The 23836-nt window shown below is 46.3% G+C and carries 19 protein-coding genes and 1 pseudogene; 9 read left to right on the top strand and 11 right to left on the bottom strand.

Features of this window, described 5'->3' with window-relative positions:
* Nucleotides 1–840: 840 nt before the first annotated feature.
* The 4 genes from QT979_RS16400 to QT979_RS16385 all read right to left on the bottom strand — a co-directional run bounded on the left by QT979_RS16400 (nt 841) and on the right by QT979_RS16385 (nt 7006).
* Nucleotides 841–1395 (bottom strand): NYN domain-containing protein, encoded by a 555-nt coding sequence (locus QT979_RS16400; RefSeq protein ID WP_006635267.1) that lies wholly within the window; start codon nt 1393–1395, stop codon nt 841–843.
* A gap of 180 nt (nt 1396–1575) precedes the next feature.
* Nucleotides 1576–2436, bottom strand: coding sequence for a glutamate racemase (murI, locus tag QT979_RS16395; RefSeq protein ID WP_333215140.1), 861 nt, complete (start codon nt 2434–2436; stop codon nt 1576–1578).
* Nucleotides 2437–2585: 149 nt separating this feature from the next.
* Nucleotides 2586–4382, bottom strand: coding sequence for an N-acetylmuramoyl-L-alanine amidase (locus QT979_RS16390; RefSeq protein WP_333215142.1), 1797 nt, complete (start codon nt 4380–4382; stop codon nt 2586–2588).
* Nucleotides 4383–5983: 1601 nt separating this feature from the next.
* A complete protein-coding gene (locus QT979_RS16385) occupies nt 5984–7006 on the bottom strand; it encodes an alpha/beta fold hydrolase (protein WP_333311039.1) in 1023 nt (340 codons plus the stop codon).
* A 417-nt stretch (nt 7007–7423) separates the two neighbouring features.
* Between QT979_RS16385 and infC the strand changes: the two genes are divergently transcribed.
* The 3 genes from infC to QT979_RS16370 all read left to right on the top strand — a co-directional run bounded on the left by infC (nt 7424) and on the right by QT979_RS16370 (nt 11798).
* Entirely contained in the window at nt 7424–7960 is a 537-nt protein-coding gene (gene infC / locus QT979_RS16380; RefSeq protein WP_006635262.1) for a translation initiation factor IF-3, read from the top strand.
* Between the two features lie 107 nt (nt 7961–8067).
* Nucleotides 8068–11112 (top strand): HEAT repeat domain-containing protein, encoded by a 3045-nt coding sequence (locus QT979_RS16375; protein WP_333215147.1) that lies wholly within the window; start codon nt 8068–8070, stop codon nt 11110–11112.
* 209 nt (nt 11113–11321) lie between these two features.
* The gene (locus tag QT979_RS16370) at nt 11322–11798 is read left to right on the top strand and encodes a Crp/Fnr family transcriptional regulator (RefSeq protein WP_190660410.1); all 477 of its coding nucleotides are present in this window, start codon (nt 11322–11324) and stop codon (nt 11796–11798) included.
* A gap of 232 nt (nt 11799–12030) precedes the next feature.
* Here the strand turns inward: QT979_RS16370 and QT979_RS16365 are convergent.
* A pseudogene (locus QT979_RS16365) lies at nt 12031–12563 on the bottom strand (transposase); the annotation flags it as partial.
* Nucleotides 12564–12764: 201 nt separating this feature from the next.
* The gene (locus QT979_RS16360; RefSeq protein ID WP_333217039.1) at nt 12765–13178 is read right to left on the bottom strand and encodes a peptide chain release factor 1; all 414 of its coding nucleotides are present in this window, start codon (nt 13176–13178) and stop codon (nt 12765–12767) included.
* Between the two features lie 166 nt (nt 13179–13344).
* On the opposite strand from QT979_RS16360, the gene QT979_RS16355 reads away from it, so the two are divergent.
* Both QT979_RS16355 and QT979_RS16350 read left to right on the top strand, forming a co-directional pair.
* On the top strand, nt 13345–13551 hold the full coding sequence (locus QT979_RS16355; RefSeq protein ID WP_190740439.1) for a hypothetical protein: 207 nt from the start codon (nt 13345–13347) through the stop codon (nt 13549–13551).
* A gap of 238 nt (nt 13552–13789) precedes the next feature.
* Nucleotides 13790–14212 carry a DUF6335 family protein gene (locus QT979_RS16350; protein ID WP_333217037.1) on the top strand — a complete coding sequence of 141 codons (423 nt, stop codon included), beginning with the start codon at nt 13790–13792 and terminating at the stop codon, nt 14210–14212.
* A gap of 93 nt (nt 14213–14305) precedes the next feature.
* Here the strand turns inward: QT979_RS16350 and QT979_RS16345 are convergent, their stop codons facing one another.
* The 3 genes from QT979_RS16345 to QT979_RS16335 all read right to left on the bottom strand — a co-directional run bounded on the left by QT979_RS16345 (nt 14306) and on the right by QT979_RS16335 (nt 17252).
* Nucleotides 14306–14986, bottom strand: coding sequence for a response regulator transcription factor (locus QT979_RS16345; protein ID WP_333217035.1), 681 nt, complete (start codon nt 14984–14986; stop codon nt 14306–14308).
* Nucleotides 14983–16437, bottom strand: a complete 1455-nt coding sequence (locus QT979_RS16340; protein ID WP_333311036.1) for a HAMP domain-containing sensor histidine kinase — start codon at nt 16435–16437, stop codon at nt 14983–14985. Before QT979_RS16340 ends, QT979_RS16345 begins: the two co-directional genes overlap by 4 nt.
* Before the next feature lie 203 nt (nt 16438–16640).
* A complete protein-coding gene (locus tag QT979_RS16335; protein ID WP_333311034.1) occupies nt 16641–17252 on the bottom strand; it encodes a cupin in 612 nt (203 codons plus the stop codon).
* 408 nt (nt 17253–17660) lie between these two features.
* Here QT979_RS16335 and QT979_RS16330 point away from each other — a divergent pair, with 408 nt between their 5' ends.
* The 4 genes from QT979_RS16330 (at nt 17661) to QT979_RS16315 (ending at nt 20953) form a co-directional block, all read left to right on the top strand.
* Complete coding sequence (locus tag QT979_RS16330) at nt 17661–18134, top strand: thioredoxin domain-containing protein (RefSeq protein ID WP_333311033.1); 474 nt, start codon at nt 17661–17663, stop codon at nt 18132–18134.
* A 200-nt stretch (nt 18135–18334) separates the two neighbouring features.
* Entirely contained in the window at nt 18335–19180 is an 846-nt protein-coding gene (locus tag QT979_RS16325) for a cytochrome c biogenesis protein CcdA (protein WP_333311031.1), read from the top strand.
* Nucleotides 19181–19257: 77 nt separating this feature from the next.
* Entirely contained in the window at nt 19258–19905 is a 648-nt protein-coding gene (locus QT979_RS16320) for a YHS domain-containing (seleno)protein (RefSeq protein WP_333216080.1), read from the top strand.
* Between the two features lie 346 nt (nt 19906–20251).
* Complete coding sequence (locus QT979_RS16315; RefSeq protein WP_333311029.1) at nt 20252–20953, top strand: DUF4079 domain-containing protein; 702 nt, start codon at nt 20252–20254, stop codon at nt 20951–20953.
* A 197-nt stretch (nt 20954–21150) separates the two neighbouring features.
* Here the strand turns inward: QT979_RS16315 and QT979_RS16310 are convergent, their stop codons facing one another.
* Together QT979_RS16310 and QT979_RS16305 are read right to left on the bottom strand one after the other, a co-directional pair.
* Nucleotides 21151–22029: a sugar ABC transporter permease gene (locus tag QT979_RS16310; RefSeq protein WP_333216084.1), complete on the bottom strand. Its 879-nt coding sequence runs from the start codon at nt 22027–22029 to the stop codon at nt 21151–21153.
* Nucleotides 22030–22294: 265 nt separating this feature from the next.
* On the bottom strand, nt 22295–23758 hold the full coding sequence (locus QT979_RS16305; RefSeq protein WP_333216086.1) for a CIA30 family protein: 1464 nt from the start codon (nt 23756–23758) through the stop codon (nt 22295–22297).
* Nucleotides 23759–23836 lie beyond the last annotated feature (78 nt).

Here is a 23836-nt window from a genome sequence, read left to right as displayed (position 1 = left end):
TTAATACTTGTTGAAGAGTTTCCTTTGTTTCAGAACTTAGAAAATTTTTAGCAGGCATTCACTTTGTCTGAATATCAGTATGTTATATTATACCACTATGCGTTTTAAATGCACAACAGCTTAATACAAAAAGACTTCGATTGCCAATAAATCCGTTGGTGGCGAAGCTAGCTAACAACCCGGTCTGAGCTGACTGCCGATAGATATTGGTGCTGTTGTAAAGGTTGTTTGCAGCCGCTCAATTGTTCGGTTGGGCTACATTTCACCGATGGTCATCTTGAGTCACAATACACAAATGGTTCAACAAATAAAAACAAAAAATCTGAAGCTGGAAAATTCCAACTTCAGACTTTTACTAACTCCCCGGGTAGGATTTGAACCTACGACCAATCGGTTACACTTATCCCAACGTTTCCGAAGGGGGCGGACTATTTCATCATCCCTACAAATCATGTTTGTGATCTGTCGTCGGATGTCGGGCGCTATGAGATTTATTGGTTAGGCTCCTCATCTCTAGTCTCTGCACCTTTCTGGCTACTTGTGGTTTAAACCACGGCCTTTCGCCAGACTTGGCTCAAGATTGCCGCCACCCGAAGTGCTGCGGTTTCCTTGAATTCACCCGATTTTTCAGTACCCGTTACCGGATAGAGCTGCTATGTCACTAGGGCTTTTGGTTGATGCCAAAGGCTTGCATTCATTACAGCCGACCGCTCTGCCACTGAGCTACCGAGGATTGGGGGTTTTTGTTACCCACATTTACTAACAATAGCTGAACTTACTCGATTTGGCAAGGCCTTTGAGAAACTTTTTTTTTATCAGACAGCGAGCGGGTTTCAGCAGCTAATGCAGCCCCATTCTCAACTTGGCGAGGCGCTGCTGGGATTCTGGATCGAGGGAACTGGCAAGAAAGCGACTGGAATTTTGCTTGCGGGATTTGTGTCGGCGCTCGCTGCGGCGGGCGGTGGATTCTACGTCAGCCGCTAGTTGTTCGGCGGACATCCATTCGGCACCGTAGCCGACTACGGTCAATTGCTGCGCTCGGTCTGAGGTGGCGACAATCATGCGGCCTTTGCCTTTGACCGATCGCAACTCGTAGCGCAAACTAGCACAAGATTTTTCAATATAGGTATCTGCTGTCTGACCGAAGTCAGTGTAGTGCACTGATAAATTTTTAGTAATAATTTCTTTAACGCCGGGAGTATCTCGATAGTGCGCGTCAAACACCAGCCTGGCCTCAAAATCTTGAACGGCGCTGTAGTTAACTAAAACCTCTATTAACTCGCGGCGAGCGGTTTCGAGTTCATCGCGATCGCGCTTCTCTCGGAGTCGAGGCCAAAGTCCAATTATGTTATAGCCGTCTACAAGTAAAACTGCTTGTGATACATAGGGTGACATGGTTCAAGGCTGAAGAGCTCCAGCACGTATAGGACATTATTTGCATTGTTCATCAAAGCTTTTGTTCAATAATATTACCTATTGATGTGTAATTGCTAGGTTACATCGCAATAATTAAACCCCCCAGACCCAGCTTTACCTGAGTTTTGGGGGGTTAGATTAACGGATAAATTTTCCAGTTTATTCGGCCGATTCCAGCGATACGGGCGATGGCTTACGCCCCGCTTCCCTACGTACAACTGTCGGCAGGGATATTTTCTCAACAGCAGGAGTACAACCGAGCCACTGCACCGACAACTCGGCGAACTGCTGCGGGGGGCCGCTCACGCAAAAACGAGTCGGTAGCGCAGTACCAGGATTCCGCAGCCCCAAAAGCTCCAATTCTCTGGCTGCAGCAGCCACCACCCGTACCGCAGGATCGATCAATGTCACCCCAGCAGGCAAAAGCGAGCGAAGCACAGGAGCCAACAGCGGATAATGAGTGCAGCCGTAAATCAGCGTATCGATGCGCTGCTGAATCAAAGGAGCCAAATATTCCCGCGCCACCTCACAAGTATAAGGGTCGTGAATCCGGTTTTGCTCCACCAGCGGCACAAAAGCCGGACAGCTAACCTGCCAAACTAGGCAAGAATCGTCCATCTCCAAAATCGCATTTCGATAAGCATTGCTAGCAGCCGTAGCAGGAGTTGCGATGACCCCGATCCGCTTGCCTTGCTGCACCGCAGCCTGCGCCCCCGGCAGAATTACTCCCAGCACCGGGATATCAAATTCAGCCTGCACCATCTCCATCGCCAAAGCAGAACTGGTGTTGCAGGCCATAATGACCATTTTCACATCCTGTTCCACCAACCACGCCATAATTTCGCGGACAAACTCCACAATTTCCGACGGCGTGCGAGTGCCGTAAGGCAGCCGCGCCGTATCTCCAAAATAAAGTATCGATTCGTTGGGCAATTGTCGGTACAACTGGGTCAAAACAGTCAAACCGCCCACGCCGCTGTCAAAAATACCGATTCTTTGTTGTCCAGAGTCTGTTGTCATTTGTTAATAGTTAGTTATCTGTTGGCAGTTGGCAGTTGGCAGTTGGCAGTTGTCAGTTGTCATTTGTTAATCGTTTGCGGTGGCTAATAACAGATAACCAATAAGATTAATCAACAGTCAACAGTCAACAGTCAACACCCCACTGCCTATTATCTTTGTTGAAGATAAAACAAAATGCCGCGAGCGATCGAAGCCGCCATTTGACTGCGGTAAGCTGGGTCAGAAAGCCTAGCAGCATCCTCAGCACCCGTCACAAAACCCACCTCCAGCAAAACAGAAGGCATAGAAGTCTTCCTCAAAACATAAAATCGCGCCTGCCGCACCCGGCGGTCAGGCGCCCCCGTGCCCTCCAAAATACTGGCGTGAATCACCCTCGCCAAATCTTGGCCGTTATTGAAATAATAAGTCTCAATCCCACTGATATCCGGCCGACTCATATTAATCGCATTCGCGTGAATGCTGACAAACAAAGTAGCATTCACTCGTTCCGCCAAAGAAACTCTGGGTTCCAGGTCGATTTCCCTGTCATCAGTCCGAGTCATCACCGCCTGCACGCCTTGCTGTTCCAGCAGCCTCGCCACCTGAAGCGAGATATCCAAAACAATCTCCTTCTCCTGAATGCCCTGAATCCCGACTGCCCCCGGATCGCGGCCACCGTGACCAGGATCGATCACTATTACGGCGCGGCGGTTTGAAGCTTGGGGCAACTCATCGGTTCCGAAAGTCCTTCTCGGCAAAGGTTGCTGCTGGCTGGGAGTGCGAGTGAAAGGCTGCTGCGCGCTAGCATTCGATCGCAACTGCAAAGACAGCAACTGCGGGTTTGGTCTCGTCACCCTACCTACCTCTACCCCCGATCGCGGCTGCACCCAAATCACCACAGTCTCCGCATCTTCTTGGCTGGCTGTAAACGATACAGGACTGTTGGCATCGAGCTGAGGAATTTCCCCCGTTAGGACACCAGAAGCGATCCTGATCCAGTAAGATCTCGACCCCTGGTCCCAGCCACTGGTATAGGAGACTTGGCGGTCAGTTCTCACCACCAGTTGCGTGCCGTTACTGGCTAAATCAATTGACTGAACTCTCGCTAAATTTCCTTGAGCTTGTCTAGCCGGAGGATCTACAGTCAGGCGGCGGGGAACAGAGGGCTGTCGTACTACACTTCCAGGCAATAGCACAACCCCGCCCAAATTGCTCACTGACGCCCGCCACTGAGTATTAGGACTCTTCATCCGCAAAGTCACGCGGGTAACGGGCGGGTCTGTTGGCAGTTGCCGGACTTCAATCTTGTCAACCCCGTGCTGACCGTTAGTTTGAGGCTGTTGGCTGCTTAGGCTTGGAGCTAAACTCGCTCCTTCAATATCGAGGGTGGCAATGTCCCCAGCCCGACTTTGTTGAAAATTAATTTGGGGGCGACCGCCCTCCGTGCGGACTAAAAAACCGTCCGCCGTCACCTGAACGTTCTGAACTACAGTCGCCTCGGCCGACTGGGCTTGGGGTGCTGAAGATTCAACCGATAACCTTTCTCCCCCCGGCTCTGAAATCGGATTTTGAGTTTCTCCCCGCACCGGCGTTGGCAAATCCACTGTCCACTCGCTCGGAGAAATCCCCCGGAATTTTACTTGCTGAGGGTCTATAGTAAACCCGTCTCTGATCTCGACCACAATTCTGGTCGTATCGTTGTCAAACTGCCCTACCCGCACCGATTCGATCGCCCCTGAGAGCGGTCTGCTGACCGATGGACGACCCAGACTCGTCCCCGGCAAGTCGATTACCAACCGCATCGGGTTGAAAATCAGTTGAGCCTTGGGTTGTACTCCCCCGTCTGTTGTAATGTAAAGCCGGTTCTCTGAAGCATCAAACCGCCAAGATTGCAGTCTAGCTGCTTCGGCGGCTCCGGCGAGCAAAAATACACTTAAGAAACTCGGTAGTAGCCAGTGGAATTTCACGACAGTTTTTTCCTCGTTTGCGTTACTGCCAAAAGCTGGAAGGGCGCTGCTTGCCCTCAGAGGCTTTCAGCAGTTAGCCGCCAGCAGACCGGGGGCACGGGAGCCCTCAGTTGTTGGCTAAATTGACTTTTTTATGCGTTAACAGGATCCCAAATGCCAGATACAGGCATTTTTGAACTTTCCCGTATACTTGGGGGCGATCGGTTATAAGCAGACTGAAAGATTGTTGGCACAAGGGAAGGTATTTATTTTTAGGAGCAAGAAACAAGGTGTTTCTTGAAGCTAGAAGGTACAAGTTAGAAGGTACAAGTTAGAAAATAGAATTTTACCGTTCTTCCAGGGAGGGGTTTCATCGCTCTTTAATGTTGGCGAAGCTCGTTACGGCAAGGGTTATAATCCGCTTTACACTTGCGTTTTGTTCTAACTTTTCCTAAACTACCTCAATAACTTAACAACTTACCTCGGTAACAATCCGGATTTCCAAGATTGAGGTAACTTTTCAAGGTCACCAAATGTTAGTCCCTGACAAACTGACATATTTTTTGGAAAAAGCTTTTTTGCTACTTTTTTGCTAAGAGATTGACAGTTAAATACAACTACATATCGCCCCTGCTCTCTTTTTTTCTGGATTTTTTTAATCAGTGGCTTTCGGTGCTGCTTGACACTTAGTGGGGCGATCTTAATCGCGCCCGCCAATTTTACACTATGATAGCTAGTCCATGTTTTCAGCAGTAACGGGAGAGTTTTGTGTGTTACTTGGGTCGGCAATGCTTTGTACTTTCGACTCTTTTTGAGTGAACGATCGACACCCAGAGCATTGGTTGGTTGACCTGAGAAAAAGTTTTGACCGTAGATATAATAGTTATTGCAGTTGTAAAGTTTGTTGGACAGCAAAGACAATCGATCGGCTTCTGGGTAAAACCTGTGATTTGGTTTAATGACTTGCCTTTCGACTAACTGCATAACTTGGATGTGTACTACCAGTTAGAGAAGATACACTATCTTGGTGATTGTGTCAATCTCTGACCGAAAGCATCCAGGATACAAGCCCCCGGATTCATTCCAACGCACAGACTCAGGACCGGTGAAATAAAAAACCTGTATCCGATAAAGAAGCTCTCGAATTGATCCGTGGGGTCAATGCTTCAATTCTCAAATCTAAAATCTCAAATCTAAAATCGATTGACCTTCTAAAAAAATGGCAATCAATAACAGTAGATACATGACATCACAGAAAGACGGAGACTTACTTTCCTGCAGGAGTCGTCCACAGCAAACAAGTGGTTTAGGTTAGCTCAAGCCTGTAGATAGCCGCTGGGGAGTCAATCTCGAAGATCAAATCGACTGACTCTCAAGATAGGGAAGTTTTGTACTATAGCAAATGCCCTGACGGTGAGGACCTTCTTAATTTGTGAAACCTAAGCGGTCGATTGCGCCTTCTTGCAGGACTTCTTTTTACCCGCTTTGCTTCGCCCCTAGAGCTTTCAACATCTGCTATACAATACCCCCCCGTGCGATCGAGTTCTAGCAAATTTATTTTTGAGCGGGATCGATAGCTGCAAGTTATTTTTTCCCTTAGTAATCCACGGGCCGATGTCTAATCAACAGTGCTGCAATTCGCTCTCGCCCATAGGTGCAAAATTCCGGCTCATCCAGTTCAAAATTGCTTGATTTACTTGTTCCGGGCATTCATCCTGGGGACAGTGGCCGGCATTGTCTAATTCTACTAGCTCTACATAATTGGGATTGCATTCGACAAATTGGTGGGGTCGGGCGAACCGAGGGGGAATCATCCGGTCTTGTTTGCCCCAAATTAACAGCATGGGGATTGTTAAATTTCGCATCACAATCTTGACACTGGGGCAAAATTGTGAGCTGCCTACAGCTTTAAATAAAGCGCAGAAGGCGCGGGCGGCTCCCCGATCGCCCGCTGGTCCTGCTAGAATTTCCACTAATTCGTCGGTAACAGCTTCGGGGTTGGAGTAGGCAAAGCCAATCCAGCGACGGACAAAGGAAGGCTTGCGGGCTAAATAAAACAGAGGCCTGAGTACGATCGGAGAAACAAACAAACTTTCAACCGCTTCGATCGCCGGAAGCAGCCATCCAGGAACCGCCTCGGCTCGCACAGAGGGGTCTGGAAGGCTAATCATTACCGTGCCGGCCACCATGTCCGGGTGAGCTGCGGCGACGGCCAGACAAATCAGTGAGCCGATCGAGTTTCCTGCCAATATTACTGGCTCTCTGATAAAAGTTAGCCAAAAATCATAAACTTGATCGACCCACAAAGACACAGAGTAGTCGATCGGAGCTTTTTGGGAAGCGCCAAACCCTAACAAATCCAAGGCATAAACGGTTTGGTTTTCGGCGAGTTGGGCGAGATTTTGTCGCCAGTGACCGATCGAAGCTCCAAACCCGTGCAGTAAAATAATCGGCGTTCCCGATGCGTGCTGGGCAATTGCCGGGGCCGCAGAATCTTGAGATTTGAGCGCGCCTTGATTTCGCCCCAAAGTCGGCCGCAAATAAGTGTAGCGAGTTTGCCAACCCCGCCACATCCAGTCTCGTTGAGTTCCCACCCGTTGGTGCCACAGCAGAGAATTTGTCAATTTTGCCTCAGCTCGCAACATAAATTTACACTTGCTTATACCTATTCTACAAGGCAAATCAGGCGACTTGGGGGACTTGTCCGACCGGGCGAGATGGGCGTGGAAAAGCGACTTTAGCTCATCCTTAAGCTTTTACCCTGAATTTGTGACGGTTTTGTCGTCAATCGGGCAAGGGGGCGGACGATCGTGTGTGAAGTTAAAATAAAACTAGGCAGAAACTCAGCCAGACTGAGTAGAATAGCAAGTATTGTAAGAATTCATTTACGATCGTCCAAATATTCCCCAAGGCTTTAGCGCAGGGGACACAGGGCGCGGTAGTACGTCCGGTAAGGGTAACACCTTATAAAACAGTTTGATCGTCAATCGTGAAAAATTGACCAATCAAACCTGTAACTATCAAAAAGCTTCGCTATTAAACTACTGCTTGTAAAACCATTCATGCCTGTGATTGAAAGAAGACAAAATCGCAACCTACCCCAGATCAACGAAAATATTCGATACCCCAAAATCCGGGTAATCGATACCGACGGCGCGCAACTAGGGATATTGACGCCTGCAGAAGCGCTGCGCCTGGCAGAAGAAAAAGAACTCGATCTCGTACTTGTCAGCGACAAAGCTGACCCGCCCGTATGCCGGGTAATGGACTATGGGAAGTACAAATTTGAGCAGGAAAAGAAAGCGCGAGAAGCAAAGCGGAAGCAGCACACTGCCGATGTTAAAGAAGTGAAGATGCGCTACAAAATTGAAGAACACGACTACCAAGTGCGCCTCAAACTAGCAGACCGCTTTATCAAATCTGGGGACAAAGTAAAAGCCACGATCATGTTCAGAGGTCGGGAAATCCAACACAGCAACCTAGCAGAGGACTTGCTTAAGCGCATGGCCACAGATTTGCAGGAAATCGCAGAAGTGCAGCAAGCGCCGAAAAAAGAAGGACGCAGTATGATGATGCTGCTGTCGCCGAAAAAAGTATAAATAGATAGTCATTAGTGAGCAGTCATCAGTCATAAACTGGTGACTGATAGCTGATGACTTCCGAAGTTAGTCAGGAATAAGCTACCACACAGGGAAATCAACGCTGCATGGAAAATTTTCAAATCAGCGGTTCGGCGGGAGTAAGACAAGGAGTGCTACGATCGCTCAACCTGCGATCGGAAGAAGTAGAGCGAACCGTACTCATGTTCCTCGTCTACACTCTAACCTCTGTCGGGCTGATCTGGCTGGAACTGAGCACAGTAGGTCTGTTTTTAGACGAGTACGGTGCCGACAAAATGCCTTTTATCTACATAGCCAGTGCCTTTATCGGTTCTGGCTTGGGATTTGTCTACTCGTGGCTGCAAAAAATCCTGCCGCTGAGGCGCACCGTCGTAGTGGTTCTGGGCATGATGTCGGTACCGCTATTTTTGTTTCGATTCGGCATCGGCTACGAAAATACTAAGATAGCTGGCATCAGCATCGCTTTTATTACTATTTTTTTGATGTGGCTATGGGTGGAAGCTTGCTATGTCCTCAATGACCTTAATACTTCTATCACTTCCAACCAACTGTTTAATATTAGAGAAATCAAGCGCACCTATCCGTTAGTCAGTAGCGGCTATCTAGTAGCTGGAGTAGTCAGCGGATTTTCTCTGCCTGTTTTGCTGTACGTAGTCGGACTCAAAAACGTTACCCTCATATCGGGGCTGATGGTGGCAACAGGCTCGGTGTTGCTCTACTACCTCACGGAAAAATACAGCCAAGCATTCCCGGAAACTGCTCACTGGACGGATGACGACGAAGACGACGACCAAGAAGAATTTACCGCCCGCAAAGTTACAGGCCCACTTCAAAAATACGCCGTACCTCTAGTCAGTTTCTTCATCCTCGCAGAAGTCGTCTATGTGCTGGTAGATTTCCAATTCTACAGCCAGCTAGAATACCAAAACCCGGGGGACGGAGCTAGCTGGATCGCTAGCTTCCTGGGCATTTATGAAGGCATACAAGGCCTCTTTCAAGTGGCGACTCAGTGGTTCGCTTCGAGCCGCTTGGTGGAAAGAATCGGTGTATTCGTGACCGCGATGATTTTGCCGGCGGGCATCGCTATACTAGGGGTGCTGACCATAGGAGCATCTCTGGGTCAGCTAGTATCTGTGTTTATCGGGCTAATATTGCTGAGATTTTTAGACGAACTGCTGCACTACACGCTTTTGGAAACCGTTAGCCCGGTTTTATTTCAACCGATTCCCGACAATATTCGATCGGGCATTCAAACTCTGGTCAACGGTGTGGGCGAACCTTTGTCCTGCGGAGCTACAGGAGTAGGCATCCTGATTATGCTGTGGGTGACAGGCAAGATACTCCCCCAGCAAGACGAAAATGTATTTCACGACCAGCAAAGCTTGATATTTATTGGCGTGATCGTCATATTGGCACTGTTGTGGGTGTTTGTCGTATGGTTGATCCGCTCTCAATACGTGGGTTTGTTGGTCAAAAGTGCGGAGCGGGGGCGCTTGGGAGTCACAGACGTTGACCTCAAAGCTCTCAAACGCGCAGTGGTGGAAACTCTACAAAAGCCGGGGGGCGAAGATGAAAAGCGCTCTTGCATAGAACTCCTGACGCAAATTGACCCCAAAAATGTCGGAGAAGTTCTGGCTCCCCTCCTCGATTCGCTGTCCCCAGGTTTGCAGCGCCAGAGCTTGGAAACGATGCTGCAACACCCGAACCCCGCATATTTAGAATCAGTCCGCGCACTCTCGCAGCAATCCTTGCCACCGGAGGTTCTGGCCTTGGCTTTGCGCTACATCTGGCTGACGGAAGCTGAACCGAATATTGAGAGCTTGAGGCCTTACTTGCAGCCGACGGTCGATCCGGTGGTGCGGGGGACGGCGGCTGCTTTAATTATGAGAAGGGGCGATCGCCTGCAAAAGGCAGAGGCTACTAACACGCTGCGGCAAATGCTGACACACAAGCAAGAGCGGGAACGTGTTATGGGGACGCGGGCTCTGGGAGAAGCTGATTATTTGCAAGGACTGCGGCTGCATATCCCGAATCTGTTGCAAGATGAGTCTCTGCGAGTGCGCTGCGCTCTGTTAGACGTGATTTCGTCTACTCATTCGGAAGAATATTATCCTTCGCTGCTGCGCGGACTTGGTTACAAGTCGACTAGGGAAGCGGCTTTGCAGGCTATAGTCAAACTTCACAACGATGCCATTCCTTTGCTCGTGTATTTGGCTGAGGATATCCACAAGTCGGATTTGGTCAGGTTGCAAGCTTGGACGGCTCTGGGTCAAATTGGGACAAATGAGGCGATCGACATTTTGGTCAGCAATTTGATGACGGCTTGGGGAACGACGAGGCGCAATATCCTCCGCATCCTGTTGAAAATGCCTTCGGAAGCTGGGATAGAAGGGGTTCTAGACCGCATCGGCCGTAGCGGCTTGGAAACTCTTATCGAACAGGAGTTAATGTTTATCGGTCAAATTTATGCAGGTCTGGTAGATTTGTCTGGGGTAACAAGCTACGGCCATTTCTCAGAGCGAGAGGCCAACAGCGCTCGGAAACCTGGGAACGATACGGCTCAATTGTTGCAGCGGGCTCTGGCTGGGTTGGAAGCTGATGCTAGGGACCGGTGTTTTTTGCTGATGAAGTTTCTTTATCCGCTGGACACGGTACAAGCCGCTGCTTTCAACATCGCTTCTGGCCAACCTTCTTTGGTTGCTAGGGGATTGGAAATTCTCGATAATACTGTGGATATAGCTAGGAAGCGATCGCTCATCAATTTGTTAGACCAACACTCGGAAAGAGAAAAATTGAGCAACCTCTCGGAATTGATGGTTTACAAACCTCTAGCCCCTAGCGATCGTTTGCGCCGCTTGCTAGAATTGCGCCACTTCCTTTCGGATTGGGCCTTGGCCTGCTGCTTTCACTTGGCGAGGGAAGCGCGCTGGAGTCTTACGGCTCAACAAACTCTCGTCTGTCTGCAGCACCCGACGGGTTTTGTCCGCGAAGCAGTGTTAGCCTATTTGAAAATAGCCTCGCCCCGGGCTTTGGTCGAATTGTTGCCCAGGCTGCAAAATGACCCCGATAATTTGGTATCCGCTCAAGTTGAAGAGATGATGGCAGAGTTGGGTGCTGGGGGAAAAAGGTAAAGAAGGAAGAAGGAAGTTCGGCAACGGATTCGCTCGACGGATGTAACGGATGTAACGGATGTCGGGAAGAGGGAAGAGGGAAGAGGGAACAAAAAGAAACTATGCCCAATGCCCAATGCCCAATGCCCAATGCCCAATGCCCAATGCCCAATGCCCAATGCCTCTTCCTCTTCCTTTGTTTAAGTTTAAATTAATCATTGCATCTCATTATGTTAACAAGCGTCGAACGCCTATTGTTTGTGAGGGAGGTTCCGATTTTTAAGGAACTGCGGGATGATTTTCTCGTGCGTCTAGCATCGGTAATGGATGAACTTTCGTTTCCTTCCAAGCACAGGATTTTTACGGAAGGACAAGAAGGGCGGTCTCTCTATATTTTGGTATCGGGAACGGTGCGGGTTCATATCGGCGATCGGGATTTGGCACAGTTGAAAGCAGGGGCTTGTTTCGGAGAAATGTCGCTGTTTGATGCGGAACCTCGATCGGCTTCTATTTCTACTCTTGAACAATCCGAGTGTTTGATGCTGACTCAAATGCAGCTTTATGATGCGATTGATGAAACGCCGGGAATTGCGGTGAATATTATTCGCTTGCTTTCGCGCCGGATTCGGGAGTTGAATCAAAAGTTGAATGCTAAAGAAGCCATGATGCCTCCTACAGAGACTGTGAGAGTTCCTGAAATGCGATGAAATTGGGGAATTGAGAATTGTGTTTTTAGTCGATCGGTAATTCTGCACAATTTATATTCTGTAAGGTGGCAATAGCGCACAATTTCTCTTGCTAGTGTCCGCTATTGCCGCCTTACGAATAGCCAGGGTAAACGCATCTAAATTAATTTGATAACAAGGTGAATTTGTGCATAACTAAATAGGGCTTGCTGAATAATTGATCGCTTTTTGCCGATGGGGAGTGATTGATTGTTCAACCAGAGTTAAAGATGAGTTTTTTCAGCCTTATTTTGAGTAAAATATAAGCGCAAATTATGTTAAGCCCAAAAACAGGGATTGTTTTCCCCGAACCGCATACAAACATACAAAAAACCCGGCGCCACCAGGTAGAAAGGTTCATTACTAATAAAGTGATAGTGATAGCAATAGCTGTAATAGAGGTATTCTCAAGTTTTGTCATTACCAGATTCAGGTTAAATCTTCGTTTACGCAAGCCCCAAATTTTCTTTCAATTGCCTGACGAATCCTCTCCTCTTCCTTTGTTTGCTTCTTTTTTTCTTTACTCACATTGGCTGGAGGTCTTTCTAGAGGTGGTTCACTGATTCTAATTCCTTTTTCTTTACACCAAGCTCGGTTTTCTCGCTTTACGTACGATAAATCCGCTCTGTATGAACGGACTCACCGATAATATCCTGTGAAGCTATAATAAGCTTCTACTGAGGTTTTCAAGTCTCCTGATTCCTTAAAATTATCCCAGCTCATCCGGTATAAAAATACATATCCTTCAAATTAAGATTGAATTTAATCGCTGGTATTTATAATTATGAACTTTCTTTAAAGACTAAATTAGATATCGCCTGAGACTTTCGCAACAGGTCTAATAATATTCTCATCAAAAAAAATGTAACTATAGACAAGCACCAAACCCGAATCTTTATCAGTCATAGCCAATCTCAAATCTCAAATCTCAAATCTCAAATGGCATGACTATCGCCAATAAGGCCGGCCCTTCCAAAAAACTCCCACAGTAACTCCGATTAGTGCAGCTTCCGATAAACTTGCTAATAAAGGAGGGATGGGTAGGAATGACTTTAACACCAAACCCAAGAGCACGCAGAAAACTAAAACCCACAAACTAATTCGGTTGAGCAAAAATTGTTGTTGCCAATACTCTAAAAAGTACACTGCTAAAGCTCCCATTCCCAGTGCAGCAACGAAAGGTATCAATGTCCCGAGGGATGGGCCGTAAAGAAGCGTCACGACGTTGCGGATTGGCCGCGATTGCGTGAAACCCCAGGCTAAAAATAACTCCAATCCAACCACGATGCAGTTGACGAGGGTGGCAATTTGCAGCATTTCTCGCCAAGGTAAAAGTTTTAAGCGCCGCAGAAAATTACTCACGATCGGCAGATTAGGTAGGTTGCTTTGATTTTATAACAGTTTTGCCCTGGCGATCGACCTTTGATGGCAATTTGTGAAGTAAAATAAAGATATAGAGCAGTCTCTTGACAAATTCACCCAGAGTACCTGCCTATTAGTTGTTGGAACCGTGAAAGGAAAAAAAGTTATGGTGGAGAACACTGTCGATTGTGCTGTAGCTTGCGTCAATGGCTGCGTTCTGGGCGACAAGTGCCCGAAGCGGGAATACGCAGAAGCAACGTCCAACTTCATTGAAAATACTTCTCTGGATAAAATGCTAGAAATAGCAGAGGAAGCGGTGAGAAGGAAACGGACGGAACCCCCCAAATGGATAATTCCTGATTTTCCCGAATAGAATTAACATCCACATTAAAAAGCGATCGCCCGTTGCAAAAGGGCGATCGCTTTTTGTATTCCCAATGAAATAGCTGAGCCGAATCAATATATTTCCTGGGATAGAAGCTTTGAGCTTAAATAGCAATTATGATGCCACTTAATGACAGCTATTAGCAATAAGTAAAAATAATTCAGATCAAGCGAAATTCGGACATTTTTAATTTAATTGAGTTCAAAAACAAACAGGAGCAAGTCTCGTGGCACAGCAAAAGGAACGCAACGCAAAAACAACAAGAGATAATGATAATTTGGGCGAATTGCCTCAAGAAATTACCGAATCTTACGGTACCGGCTTCATCGATCAACCGGGAGTGAGCGAAGACGACATAACAACCCTGCAGGACAGCAGTTCGGGATACTCTTCCACCAGTTCCCAAATCGGCGGCGAGGATGGCGATCCTGCTGCGGAACAAGAAAGTGCCACTGGCGAGCAATCGGTGGGCGGAACCACGCCTACTCCCGACCTGGATATTGTTGACGAACTCGGAGCCGCTGCGGGCATAGAATTGCCAGATGGGGCTATTTTGCACACAACAGAGATGCTGGAACATCGAGATGAAAGTCGGTGGGAATTAGATCCGAGTTCTGCGGAAGATTATCAGGAACGACCGGATTTTTAGGTCAATTTTTTACCAGAAAATAGGTACTAGAATAGGAGCGGGTTCACTATTATCCATACTTCATATCCCAAGTATTTGTAAATCCGCCCCTCCTCACTTTTGCTCTCGCAACACATATCCAACTCCCCGAACAGTATGCAGCAGGCGTTTTGAGTTATTTGCTTCTAACTTAATCCGTAACGCACGAATATACACTTCAATAATGTTTGACTCGCCCATAAAATCGTAACCCCATACTTTTTCTAAAATTCGGTCGCGGGTAATGACTTGACGGGGATTTTGCAGCATAAATTGTAACAAATCAAACTCTTTGGCAGTGAGTTCAATTAGTTGACTGCCTCGATAAACTTCACGGGTTAAACCGTTTAATACTAGGTCTTCAAACTGTAAATTATCCGGGTCATTTGCTTGAGTTCGGCGCAGACGTGCTTTAACTCTCGCGAGGAGTTCTTCCATACTGAAAGGCTTGGTAACATAATCATCAGCTCCAGCATTTAATCCAGTCACGCGATCGGGTACTTCATCTTTTGCTGTCAACATAATTATTGGTACTTGAACACCAGTCGATCGCAACCTTAAACAGATGTCTAATCCAGAGATGCCGGGAAGCATCCAATCTAAAATTAATAAATGCGGTTGAACATCACGAGCGATCGTTAATCCATCCAATCCATTTGGGGCGACAGTGACGTGATATCCTTCCAGAGTAAGTTCAGATTCGATGAATTTTGCCAGTTTAGGGTCATCTTCAACAAGGAGAATGCGATCGCTCATAGCTGCGGATTCCAGACAGGTAAGGTGATAGTAAAAATACTACCTTCTCCCGGTTTAGAGCGGAGCGTAATACGTCCTTCCATGCCTTCGATCAGGCTTTTGGCGATCGCCAATCCCAGCCCTGTACCGTCTCTAGAGCGCGTCATTGACTCATCCACCCGGTAAAATCGCTCAAAAATCCGGTTTTGATGAGGGAGAGAAATACCAATGCCGCGATCGCCCACGTGAATCATCACCTGCTGTTCCCTCTTTTCCAAGACTAACTCAACTGGTTGTTCGGGAGCAGAATACTTGATTGCATTATCGACTAAGTTAATTAACACTTGTTGTAAACGATCCTGATCCGCACAGGCTACAACATCCTCATCATTTGACACGAAAATAATTTTTCGATTGCTAACTTTTTGACTCATCTGGGCTACCTCAGCCACCAGAGTATTCAGTATCACCGGATTCAAACGAAAGTGCAAGTTGCCACTATCAGCCCGTGCCAAATCGAGCAAATCTTCTAACATCCGAATCGTGCGTTCAGTTTCCCCAACGGCTGTTTCCAGTGCTTGTTGCTGATAGTCACTTAAGTTAGTGCTGCGTCGCAGCAAACTTTGTAAATAACCAACTACAACCGTCAGAGGAGTGCGTAATTCGTGGGAAACATTACCGACAAATTGGCGTTGCTGCTCCCAAGAACTAGATAAGCGAAACAACATCTCATTAAAGGTTTGCGCTAGTCCTAAAATCTCATCAGGAGCCTGATGCAGTTGGAGTTCTGCCGCCTGCAAATTATCAGCAGACAAAGTGCTAGCTACCTGACTCATATGTTCCAAAGGATGGAGAGCATGACGAATGCGACTGGCGATCGCCAACATTAACACTAAGATTACCACAATACTGACAAAAATTAGACTGCGAATCCCATCATTTAATTGACGTTGCTCATCAGTGATATCTTGAGAGAAATATACCGTACCCAGCGACTCATTTTTAATCCTCAGAGTTGTGCTACAGATCACCAAGTAGCGATCGCCCACCTGAACAAAAGTAGGCTCAGCAGGTACTTCCGTCAACGATATCATCTTCGTAACCTTAGAAGATTGCAGATCCATATCAGGTGAATTTACCAAAAGCATCCCATCATTTCGCTTCACCCACACCATGATTCCTCCTGTGGAAGCTTTATGGACGCTTCGGGTTAAGCCAATTTCTAGTGAGCCCATTTCACTATAAAGCTCAACCTGTTCGGGAAAGCGTATTCCAATGTATTCTAGGGTTTTTTTATGGGCACCGACTAGATTTTGTGACCTTTGCCAGCCGGCCCAAAATGCCACACTGCTAAGTCCTAAAATCGAGAGTACCAGCAATTCTAGCGTCAGGCGAAACTGAAGCGAAGAGGTGGAAATTCGCTTGCCCGTGAGAGGGTTGATAGCGGCTCTAACTTGGCGAATTAGCTTCATTATATCGTCAGGTAGTGAGGATAATTAAGCATCAAAATTATGAAAATCCAAACTATAGCAATCAAAAGCCGGAGTTGTGGTTCATGCCTCCGAACCCGTCCAGTCTCGAAGCCTGAACCACGCCTGAAAGTTGGTGCAGCCGCGATTGCCATCGCCCGATATATTTGATATTTGTTGATATTTGCTTTCATCAGGCTGCTATCTTAAAAGTTGTCCGCAGTACCTTTAATCTGGTTAAACTCAAATCGTCGATCGTAATCTGTTACACCATAAAGATTAAAACTAATGGTTGGTTTATCTCCGAGTGCTTCCACATGATGAATCGCATCTGGCATGAAGCACAAAACGTCACCAGGGGCTAGCAAAATATCTCCTACTGTTGTGATTTGATCTGGAAACTTGCGAGTTGGCGATCGCTGCCAAAAAGTATTTTTCTCCTGTCCATCAAGTAGCGCCACCAGTCCCCAACTGGCATGATTATGAATCGGAGAAACTGCACCCGGAGCCCAAGCGACCAACTGCACCGTCAGAGGGAAAAATGGTTCATCATACAGTGTTTGTACGGCCCAGCCTGTCTCAGAGTCAGGCTCAAGGAGAGCAATTTGAAACCAGGAAGAACTATCTAACAACCTGCGGACAAGAGGACAAATTGCCTGGAGTCGTAAATAATCATCACTAATTTGCTCTAATACATCTTCCAAGTCAGTTAAAAAGCGGTAAAGTCGGTAGGGATGGGTCAAATCTTCAATTTGACTTGTAGGCTCAAAAATATTGCACTGTCCATCATCAGTCACAAACCAATTTTTTCCTGTCATCGTTGCTCAACTCGCGGTTAAATTACTGCACTACTAAAATATAGTCAGGTTTAATCTCCACTCTATAAAACATTCCTTGCAACTAGATGATCTGTTCATAAGGCACAGATAAATTTTAGCTGAAGAACCACGTAAATCAATGGATATGGCAATCCCAAACGAAATTTTGCTGACCAATTAGTAACTGCTCATGGTTTTATCCAAAATCCATCTGCTCTTCATCTTACACTCATATTTCTAGAATCAAATGCAGTTAATCTCAATTCATAGAGGCAGCCGGATTGAGACTCAAAAAGTTTTCTACTATCCCTCTTGTACATAAACCCTAGATTTTGGAGGTTGAATATGCGTAAACCAGCATTATGGCTCAGCTTATGTCTAAGTAGTTTGGTGCTTACATTATCGCTTGTGACTGCAACGACACTCAACACCTCTGCTACACCTAATAGTGCGATCGCGCAAACCAATCCCTGCGCGTCCAAAAACCCCTGCGCGTCCAAAAATCCCTGCGCGTCAAAGCAAGGAAACGTAGGAGGTCCACTAGCGAAACAATTGCAAGGAAAGCCTGTTGTGGTTGACATTTATGCAAGCTGGTGTGCTGGCTGCAAAAACATTGCCCCTACCATTTCCCAACTGAAACAGCAATATGCAGGAAAAGTGCATTTTGTCGTGCTAGATATGACAGATAAATCAACCATTTCTAAAGCAGAGGCGACAGCGAAACAGTTAGGACTCAGCCAATTTTTAGCGGCAAATAAGTCTCAAACGGGAAGTCTAACCATCATCGACCCTGCCACAGGAAATATTCTAGCGCAGCATCGTAACAATCCTAACAAATCTACCTATACAACCGTGCTGGATCAGGCGCTTGCCAAAAAATAGCTGGTTTCAGATTCTCGGTAATACCAAGTTTTTATGAGGCTGCACATATCCCGATTCCCCTTAACTCGCCTTAATAAAGGGGGGACAATAGCGTACTCAAAGTCCGCCTTATTAAGGGGAATTTAGAGGGGCATAGGGATAGGTGCAACTTCACATGAAATTGGTATAAGCAGATTAAATATTTATTTCAGGAGAAACCCATGACAAATCTTGAAAAGCCTCAGTCCCAAACCAAAACCCCCAAAGTTTTCAAATTTCCGAATAGATGGTTATTTTGGGGTGGATTGGTAGTCCTGAGCTTAGTGCTTGCATTGGTCATCACAGGCCCCATTTCTCAGGCGATTGAACATCTAATTTCGGTAACTGAAAACCGCTATCAGCAATGGTTTATTCAGCAAGATACAGCCAACCCACTGATGTTGTTTTCCCTGGCGTTTATCGGTGGTTTAATCGCCAGTATTTCACCATGTATTCTGGCAATGTTACCCGTTAATTTGAGCTACATTGGTACTCGTAATATCACTTCCAAGGGAGATGCTTTCGTTAAAGCCAGTTTATTTGTGTTGGGAGTTATGACAATTCTCAGCTTGTTCGGGCTGGCATCTTCCTTTGCCGGGGCTGTGATGGTGGATTACCGGGGGTACATCAACATTGTTGTAGGAACCATCATTTTTATCATGGGTTTGAGCTTGCTAGGAATTGTGAAGTTGCCTTTACCAGGAGTCAATATAAATGCTTCAAATTTGGGACCATATGGGGTAGGATTGACATTTGGTTTGGTGAGTTCTCCCTGTGCCAGCCCGGTTTTATTTGCTGTACTGGCAGCGGCAGCGGCGACTGGTTCACAATTGCTAGGAACCTTGACCATGATCTGTTATGCTCTGGGATATACAATCATCATCTTTCTTGCCAGTCTATTGACAGGTTTTGCCAAGCAAGCTAAGACTTTGATGCAGCATTCCGAGTCAATTCTCCGATTTGGCAGTATCGCTCTAATTCTGACAGGTTTGTATTACATAATTGAGGGTACTCGCTGGTTCTTGTAAGATTTGTGAAGGCTTTTAAGTAAGTACGCCCACCTAAAAAAAGAATACTCTGAACCGCTGATCTGGAAATTAGACACATGAAAGTAAAATACATTACCACGATCGCCATTGCCACCATTCTCGGTTTGGTAACAACTAATTTTAGCTACGCCAATTCCAAGGCTTCCACAAACTTAAACTCTACAACCGTTTCATCCAAGGTTGCACAATCCAATCCTTGCGCCGGTAAAGCCAATCCTTGCGCGAGTAAAGAAAATCCTTGCGCGGGTAAAGCCAATCCTTGCGCGGGTAAAGCCAATCCTTGTGCTGGTAAAAGCAGCACAACAACCCTTCATCCTCAATTCTACACCGAAAACGGTGTGGCTCTTGATGGTCAGGATGTCGTAGCCTATTTCACCCAAAGCAAATTAGTTATGGGAGTTAGCCAATTTAAACATAATTGGGGTGGAACAACTTGGATGTTTGCTAGTGCAGCAAACCGTGATATGTTTGCCAACAATCCTGAAAAGTATGCTCCTCAATACGGTGGATATTGCGCCCAGGGTACCAGTGAAGGAAATCTTGTTGTCACCCAGCCTGACGCCTGGAAAATCGTTAATGGGAAGCTTTATCTCAACTACGATAAAACAGTACAAGCACAATGGATGGGGGATATTCCTGGTCACATTTTTTCAGGAAACAAAAATTGGCCGGCTATTCTGAATAACAAAGAACTGTTGCGCTAAGCTCAAAGTGATGAAGGCAATTAGTCGCCGCTAACTGCCACTTAGATTATCACCAGCAGTTTTCATTTCCCTGAGAAGAAGGTAATTGTAATTGCGTAATTGCGTAATTGAGAAAGCTGTACCTCACCCAATTGACAATTGCTATATTTTCGGATTTATCAACATTTCCGGTGAGTTACCCTTGATAAAGCGTGTTTGTAGTCAGGACTTCAGTTATCTCTAGGCAGATGAACAATTACTATGAGTCCTGACTACAAAATTACTGTGGTTAGATGGCCGGATATGATATTATGTATGGCAAAAACCGGGTTGATGAAGCCAACCCTCCTCAACAAAAAGGTTATTTATGGAATTTAAAGATTTTCTGGGTTTGCTGCATCCTATTTTAGCTGTAGCGATTGTTTTTCCTATGCTTGGTGTTGTTCTCAATATGGGGTGGCAAACCATGCAGCGTCGGAAGCAAATTGCGATCGACACCAAGAGCAAAATTCCACCTGTAGTCGGTCCAGAACACGTCAAAGCAGGTCGAATTCTGTCAGGTTCTGTGGTAGGAGTGACGTTGTTGGGTCTCGCCTACCCGATTTTTGAGCATATTTTGAGCAAGGATGTTTGGAGCAAAAACTCGTTTCAGGTCATTTTCATTGTGCTGATGTTTGTTGCAACGATCGCCTCTTTGGTGATGCTTTATCGAGCTACACCCGCTTTATGGCGTGGCATATTCGCAACGCTAACAGGTACTGGTTTGGTGATTCTTGGCACTCAAGATGGCGTTTATCGGCGAACCAATGAATGGTATTGGTCTCACTACTACATTGGCATCACCGCTGCGCTAATTATGGTTTTTTCCCTTGCCATCATTGAAGACATTTACAAAGACCGCTCAAATCGCTGGCGCACTATCCATGTGATATTGAACTCGATCGCTGTGCTGCTCTTTCTGGGACAGGGAATGACCGGAACCAGGGATTTATTAGAAATTCCTTTGAACTGGCAGAAACCCTATATTTATACCTGTGATTTCGCCAATAAAACCTGCCCAAAGCCGTGAGCGATGGCCTTATCGATATTCAAGTCTAAAATTAGGAGAAATTAGAGCCGGCGGGACACCCCACAAGGAATTTCATGTATTGTGGAACAGGCATCTTGCCTGTTTTGGAGATTTTATGTATTGTGGAACAGGCATCTTGCCTGTTCTTGAGATGAGAATGTTGCAATATCTGGATCACTACCAATCTGTCACCAATATTAATCATTGCGAGTCAAACCCTGAAGGCTAACTTGCAAAATCGACAAACCCAAAATCAGCAAAAACAAAACCAGCCCGATCGTACAAGCATAGCCAATTTCCAAATCCTTAAAAGCCCGTTCGTAAAGATAATAAACAACAGTCTTAGAACTATTTCGCGGCCCGCCTTGAGTCATAATATAAACTTCTTCAAAAACCTTAGTAGCAGAAATCGCCGAAATCACGGCTACCAAAACTAAATAAGGCTTCATCAGCGGCACAGTAATATCCCAGTGCTTTCCCAAACCATCAGAACCATCAATAGCAGCCGCCTCATAAAGTTCTGCCGGAATAGCTTGCAGCCCTGCCAAATAAATCACCATGTAATAACCCAATCCTTTCCAGATAGTAACCGCCATGACGCTAAAGATTGCTAACTTCGGATTAGCCAGCCAAGAAACAGGAGGCAAACCCAACAATTCCCCCAACTGATTCAGCAATCCAGTCTCAGCAAACAGCCACTTCCAAGCAATCCCAGCGACAACCATTGAAATCACCGCCGGCGTATAGTATGCTGCACGAAACCAGTTCATCCCCTTAAGTTTTTGGTTGCACAAAATCGCCATTCCCAACGGTAGAACAACTAACACAGGCACAACGCAGGTAAGATACAGCAGCGTATTCGTCAAAGTTTGCCAAAATGTACGATCGCCCCACAACCTGTTAAAATTCTTTAAACCCACCCACTGTGGCATTTGAGTTAAATCATATTCGTAATTAGTAAAACTCAAATAAAAAGCTTGCACCGCCGGCCACAAAACAGTCAAACTCAAAATAAATAAAGCCGGAAGTAAAAACAAATAAGGCGTCAAATAGCGTCGGGAAAAAGTCACAGACATAGTAATTGGTAATTGGTAACTTTACTCGTTAACAGGCTCTGCCTGGTAACGCATATCTGGAGGCTCGGCCTCCAATTTTCCTACTAACAAGCGAGGCAGAGCCTCTGGACATTGATTCCCAGGCTATGCCTGGGAACCAGTTAGAAAACTCGCATTTGTAGGGTACTATTCGGCGCACCAGCGCTGAGTCCTTGAAACGATTTCTTGTCCTCCCCTTACTAAGGGGGGTTAGGGGGGATCTAGACTTCGACCCTACAAATAATAATTATTTAACTCCCGAAAACAAACCCTGCCAGTCTCCGGGAGAACCGCCATTTTCCCCCTCTTTCACCTCAAAAGTAACGTTGCAAGCTTGAGGTTGTTCCAAAGCCTCCACGCACAATTCTGCAATATCTTCCCGACTAACTTTGCCCCTAATATTGTCTCCTTGCTCAAATATTAAAGCTTTGCCTCCCGGTTCTTCAGTCAAAGCGCAGGGTCTGACAATAGTATAAGGTATGCCGCTCGATCGCACACAATCTTCCCCTTTCAACTTCCAAGTCAAAATTCCCCCCAACATATCATTCATCCTGACTGCCGGCGGTTCTTCTTCCAAGTTAATTCCGGGGCGACCTGGGCGGGTAACTCCTGCCGAACTCACCATCACAAATCGCGGCAAAGTCTGTCCCCCATCAGCTTTAATAGATTCTAACTCCAGTTGAAAAATACCCGGTGTAAATTTCGGGTTGAGCGCGCCATCATATTCAAACTTGCTCAACATTAACTGAAAAGAAAAAATACTGCTGGCATCAAATTTAGAGCCATCTTTGACAGTTTTGGCGCGGAATACTGGAATTAACTCATCAAAAGGAACAGTGACAGTAATCCAGATATTGTAAACAGTATCAAACGAATAGCAATAGCCAATTCCATCCCATTTAGCTTCGCTGCGAACAATCAATTTGTAGCGCTTGCCGTCCCCTTTGACACGTAGTTGGATGCCGCTAAATCCTGTGAGATTAAGCGGAGGATCAAAGTTGCGGGTACGCACCGAAGCAAAGCCGCCCGAGTTGGCAGTAGAAACATTGCCTGTGAATATAGCTGTATTGTCTGTCAGCCGAATCGAACTTTCGCTGGTGCCACCCATCACGATATCGTCTAGCGCACCCCAAGTTTCTTTTAAATCTTGGCTGGGTTTTGTGAAGTCGAAAATTATTTTTTCGCCTGCTTGAATTAGCTGGCGGCGAACAGCTTGCACTAAATTATTGAGGCCTTTGTATTCGACTATTTCGGGAACATCCACAACTTCCGGCATATAAAATTTGATGCCTTGATAGTATTTTTCCCTGGTTGGGGTGTCTCCTTCTACTGGTTGAACTTTAGTGCCGGTACAGCAGATAACTGCTTCCACGCCCTCGGTTACTAGCGGTGTTAGGGTTTCTGGGAGAGTGATATCTCCTTCGACTAACTCGACATTTTTGCCGAGAATTTCTGTTGCTCTTTTGGTATCTCTGACGAGGGCTCGCACTCTATATCCCCGCTGTTGCAGCCGCTTGACAACTCGCTTTCCGACGCCGCCGGTAGCACCGGCTACCAGTATCAGTTTAGGTTGGTCTTTTTTAGTTTTGCTGCTGCTTCCAAAGAGTTGTTGCAGCCAGCTAATGCTGCCAATGAAGGGAATGACGCCGAAATAAGCCAAGGTTTTGAGAAACCGGCCGGCATCCCATTGGGCGGTTTTTTTTTCAGTCATACTAGCTTCCTCTGAATTGGCTCAAATCTACTTAGCTGCTTTTGTATTTTAATCGAATTTTCGATTTTTGAATTGGGG

The organism is Microcoleus sp. w2-18bC1 (genome assembly GCF_036700365.1).
In the GTDB taxonomy this organism is placed as follows: domain Bacteria; phylum Cyanobacteriota; class Cyanobacteriia; order Cyanobacteriales; family Microcoleaceae; genus Microcoleus.
This window is presented reverse-complemented; position numbering and strand designations above follow the sequence as displayed.

Bases quoted from the DNA above. Each gene is read 5' to 3' on its own strand.
- QT979_RS16305 (WP_333216086.1), bottom strand. From the start codon at position 23,758: ATGACTGAAAAAAAAACCGCCCAATGGGATGCCGGCCGGTTTCTCAAA.
- murI (WP_333215140.1), bottom strand. From the start codon at position 2,436: ATGACAACAGACTCTGGACAACAAAGAATCGGTATTTTTGACAGCGGC.
- QT979_RS16325 (WP_333311031.1), top strand. From the start codon at position 18,335: ATGACAAATCTTGAAAAGCCTCAGTCCCAAACCAAAACCCCCAAAGTT.
- QT979_RS16375 (WP_333215147.1), top strand. From the start codon at position 8,068: ATGGAAAATTTTCAAATCAGCGGTTCGGCGGGAGTAAGACAAGGAGTG.
- infC (WP_006635262.1), top strand. From the start codon at position 7,424: ATGCCTGTGATTGAAAGAAGACAAAATCGCAACCTACCCCAGATCAAC.
- QT979_RS16355 (WP_190740439.1), top strand. From the start codon at position 13,345: ATGGTGGAGAACACTGTCGATTGTGCTGTAGCTTGCGTCAATGGCTGC.
- QT979_RS16320 (WP_333216080.1), top strand. From the start codon at position 19,258: ATGAAAGTAAAATACATTACCACGATCGCCATTGCCACCATTCTCGGT.
- QT979_RS16315 (WP_333311029.1), top strand. From the start codon at position 20,252: ATGGAATTTAAAGATTTTCTGGGTTTGCTGCATCCTATTTTAGCTGTA.
- QT979_RS16310 (WP_333216084.1), bottom strand. From the start codon at position 22,029: ATGTCTGTGACTTTTTCCCGACGCTATTTGACGCCTTATTTGTTTTTA.
- QT979_RS16335 (WP_333311034.1), bottom strand. From the start codon at position 17,252: ATGACAGGAAAAAATTGGTTTGTGACTGATGATGGACAGTGCAATATT.
- QT979_RS16400 (WP_006635267.1), bottom strand. From the start codon at position 1,395: ATGTCACCCTATGTATCACAAGCAGTTTTACTTGTAGACGGCTATAAC.
- QT979_RS16340 (WP_333311036.1), bottom strand. From the start codon at position 16,437: ATGAAGCTAATTCGCCAAGTTAGAGCCGCTATCAACCCTCTCACGGGC.
- QT979_RS16345 (WP_333217035.1), bottom strand. From the start codon at position 14,986: ATGAGCGATCGCATTCTCCTTGTTGAAGATGACCCTAAACTGGCAAAA.
- QT979_RS16370 (WP_190660410.1), top strand. From the start codon at position 11,322: ATGTTAACAAGCGTCGAACGCCTATTGTTTGTGAGGGAGGTTCCGATT.
- QT979_RS16385 (WP_333311039.1), bottom strand. From the start codon at position 7,006: ATGTTGCGAGCTGAGGCAAAATTGACAAATTCTCTGCTGTGGCACCAA.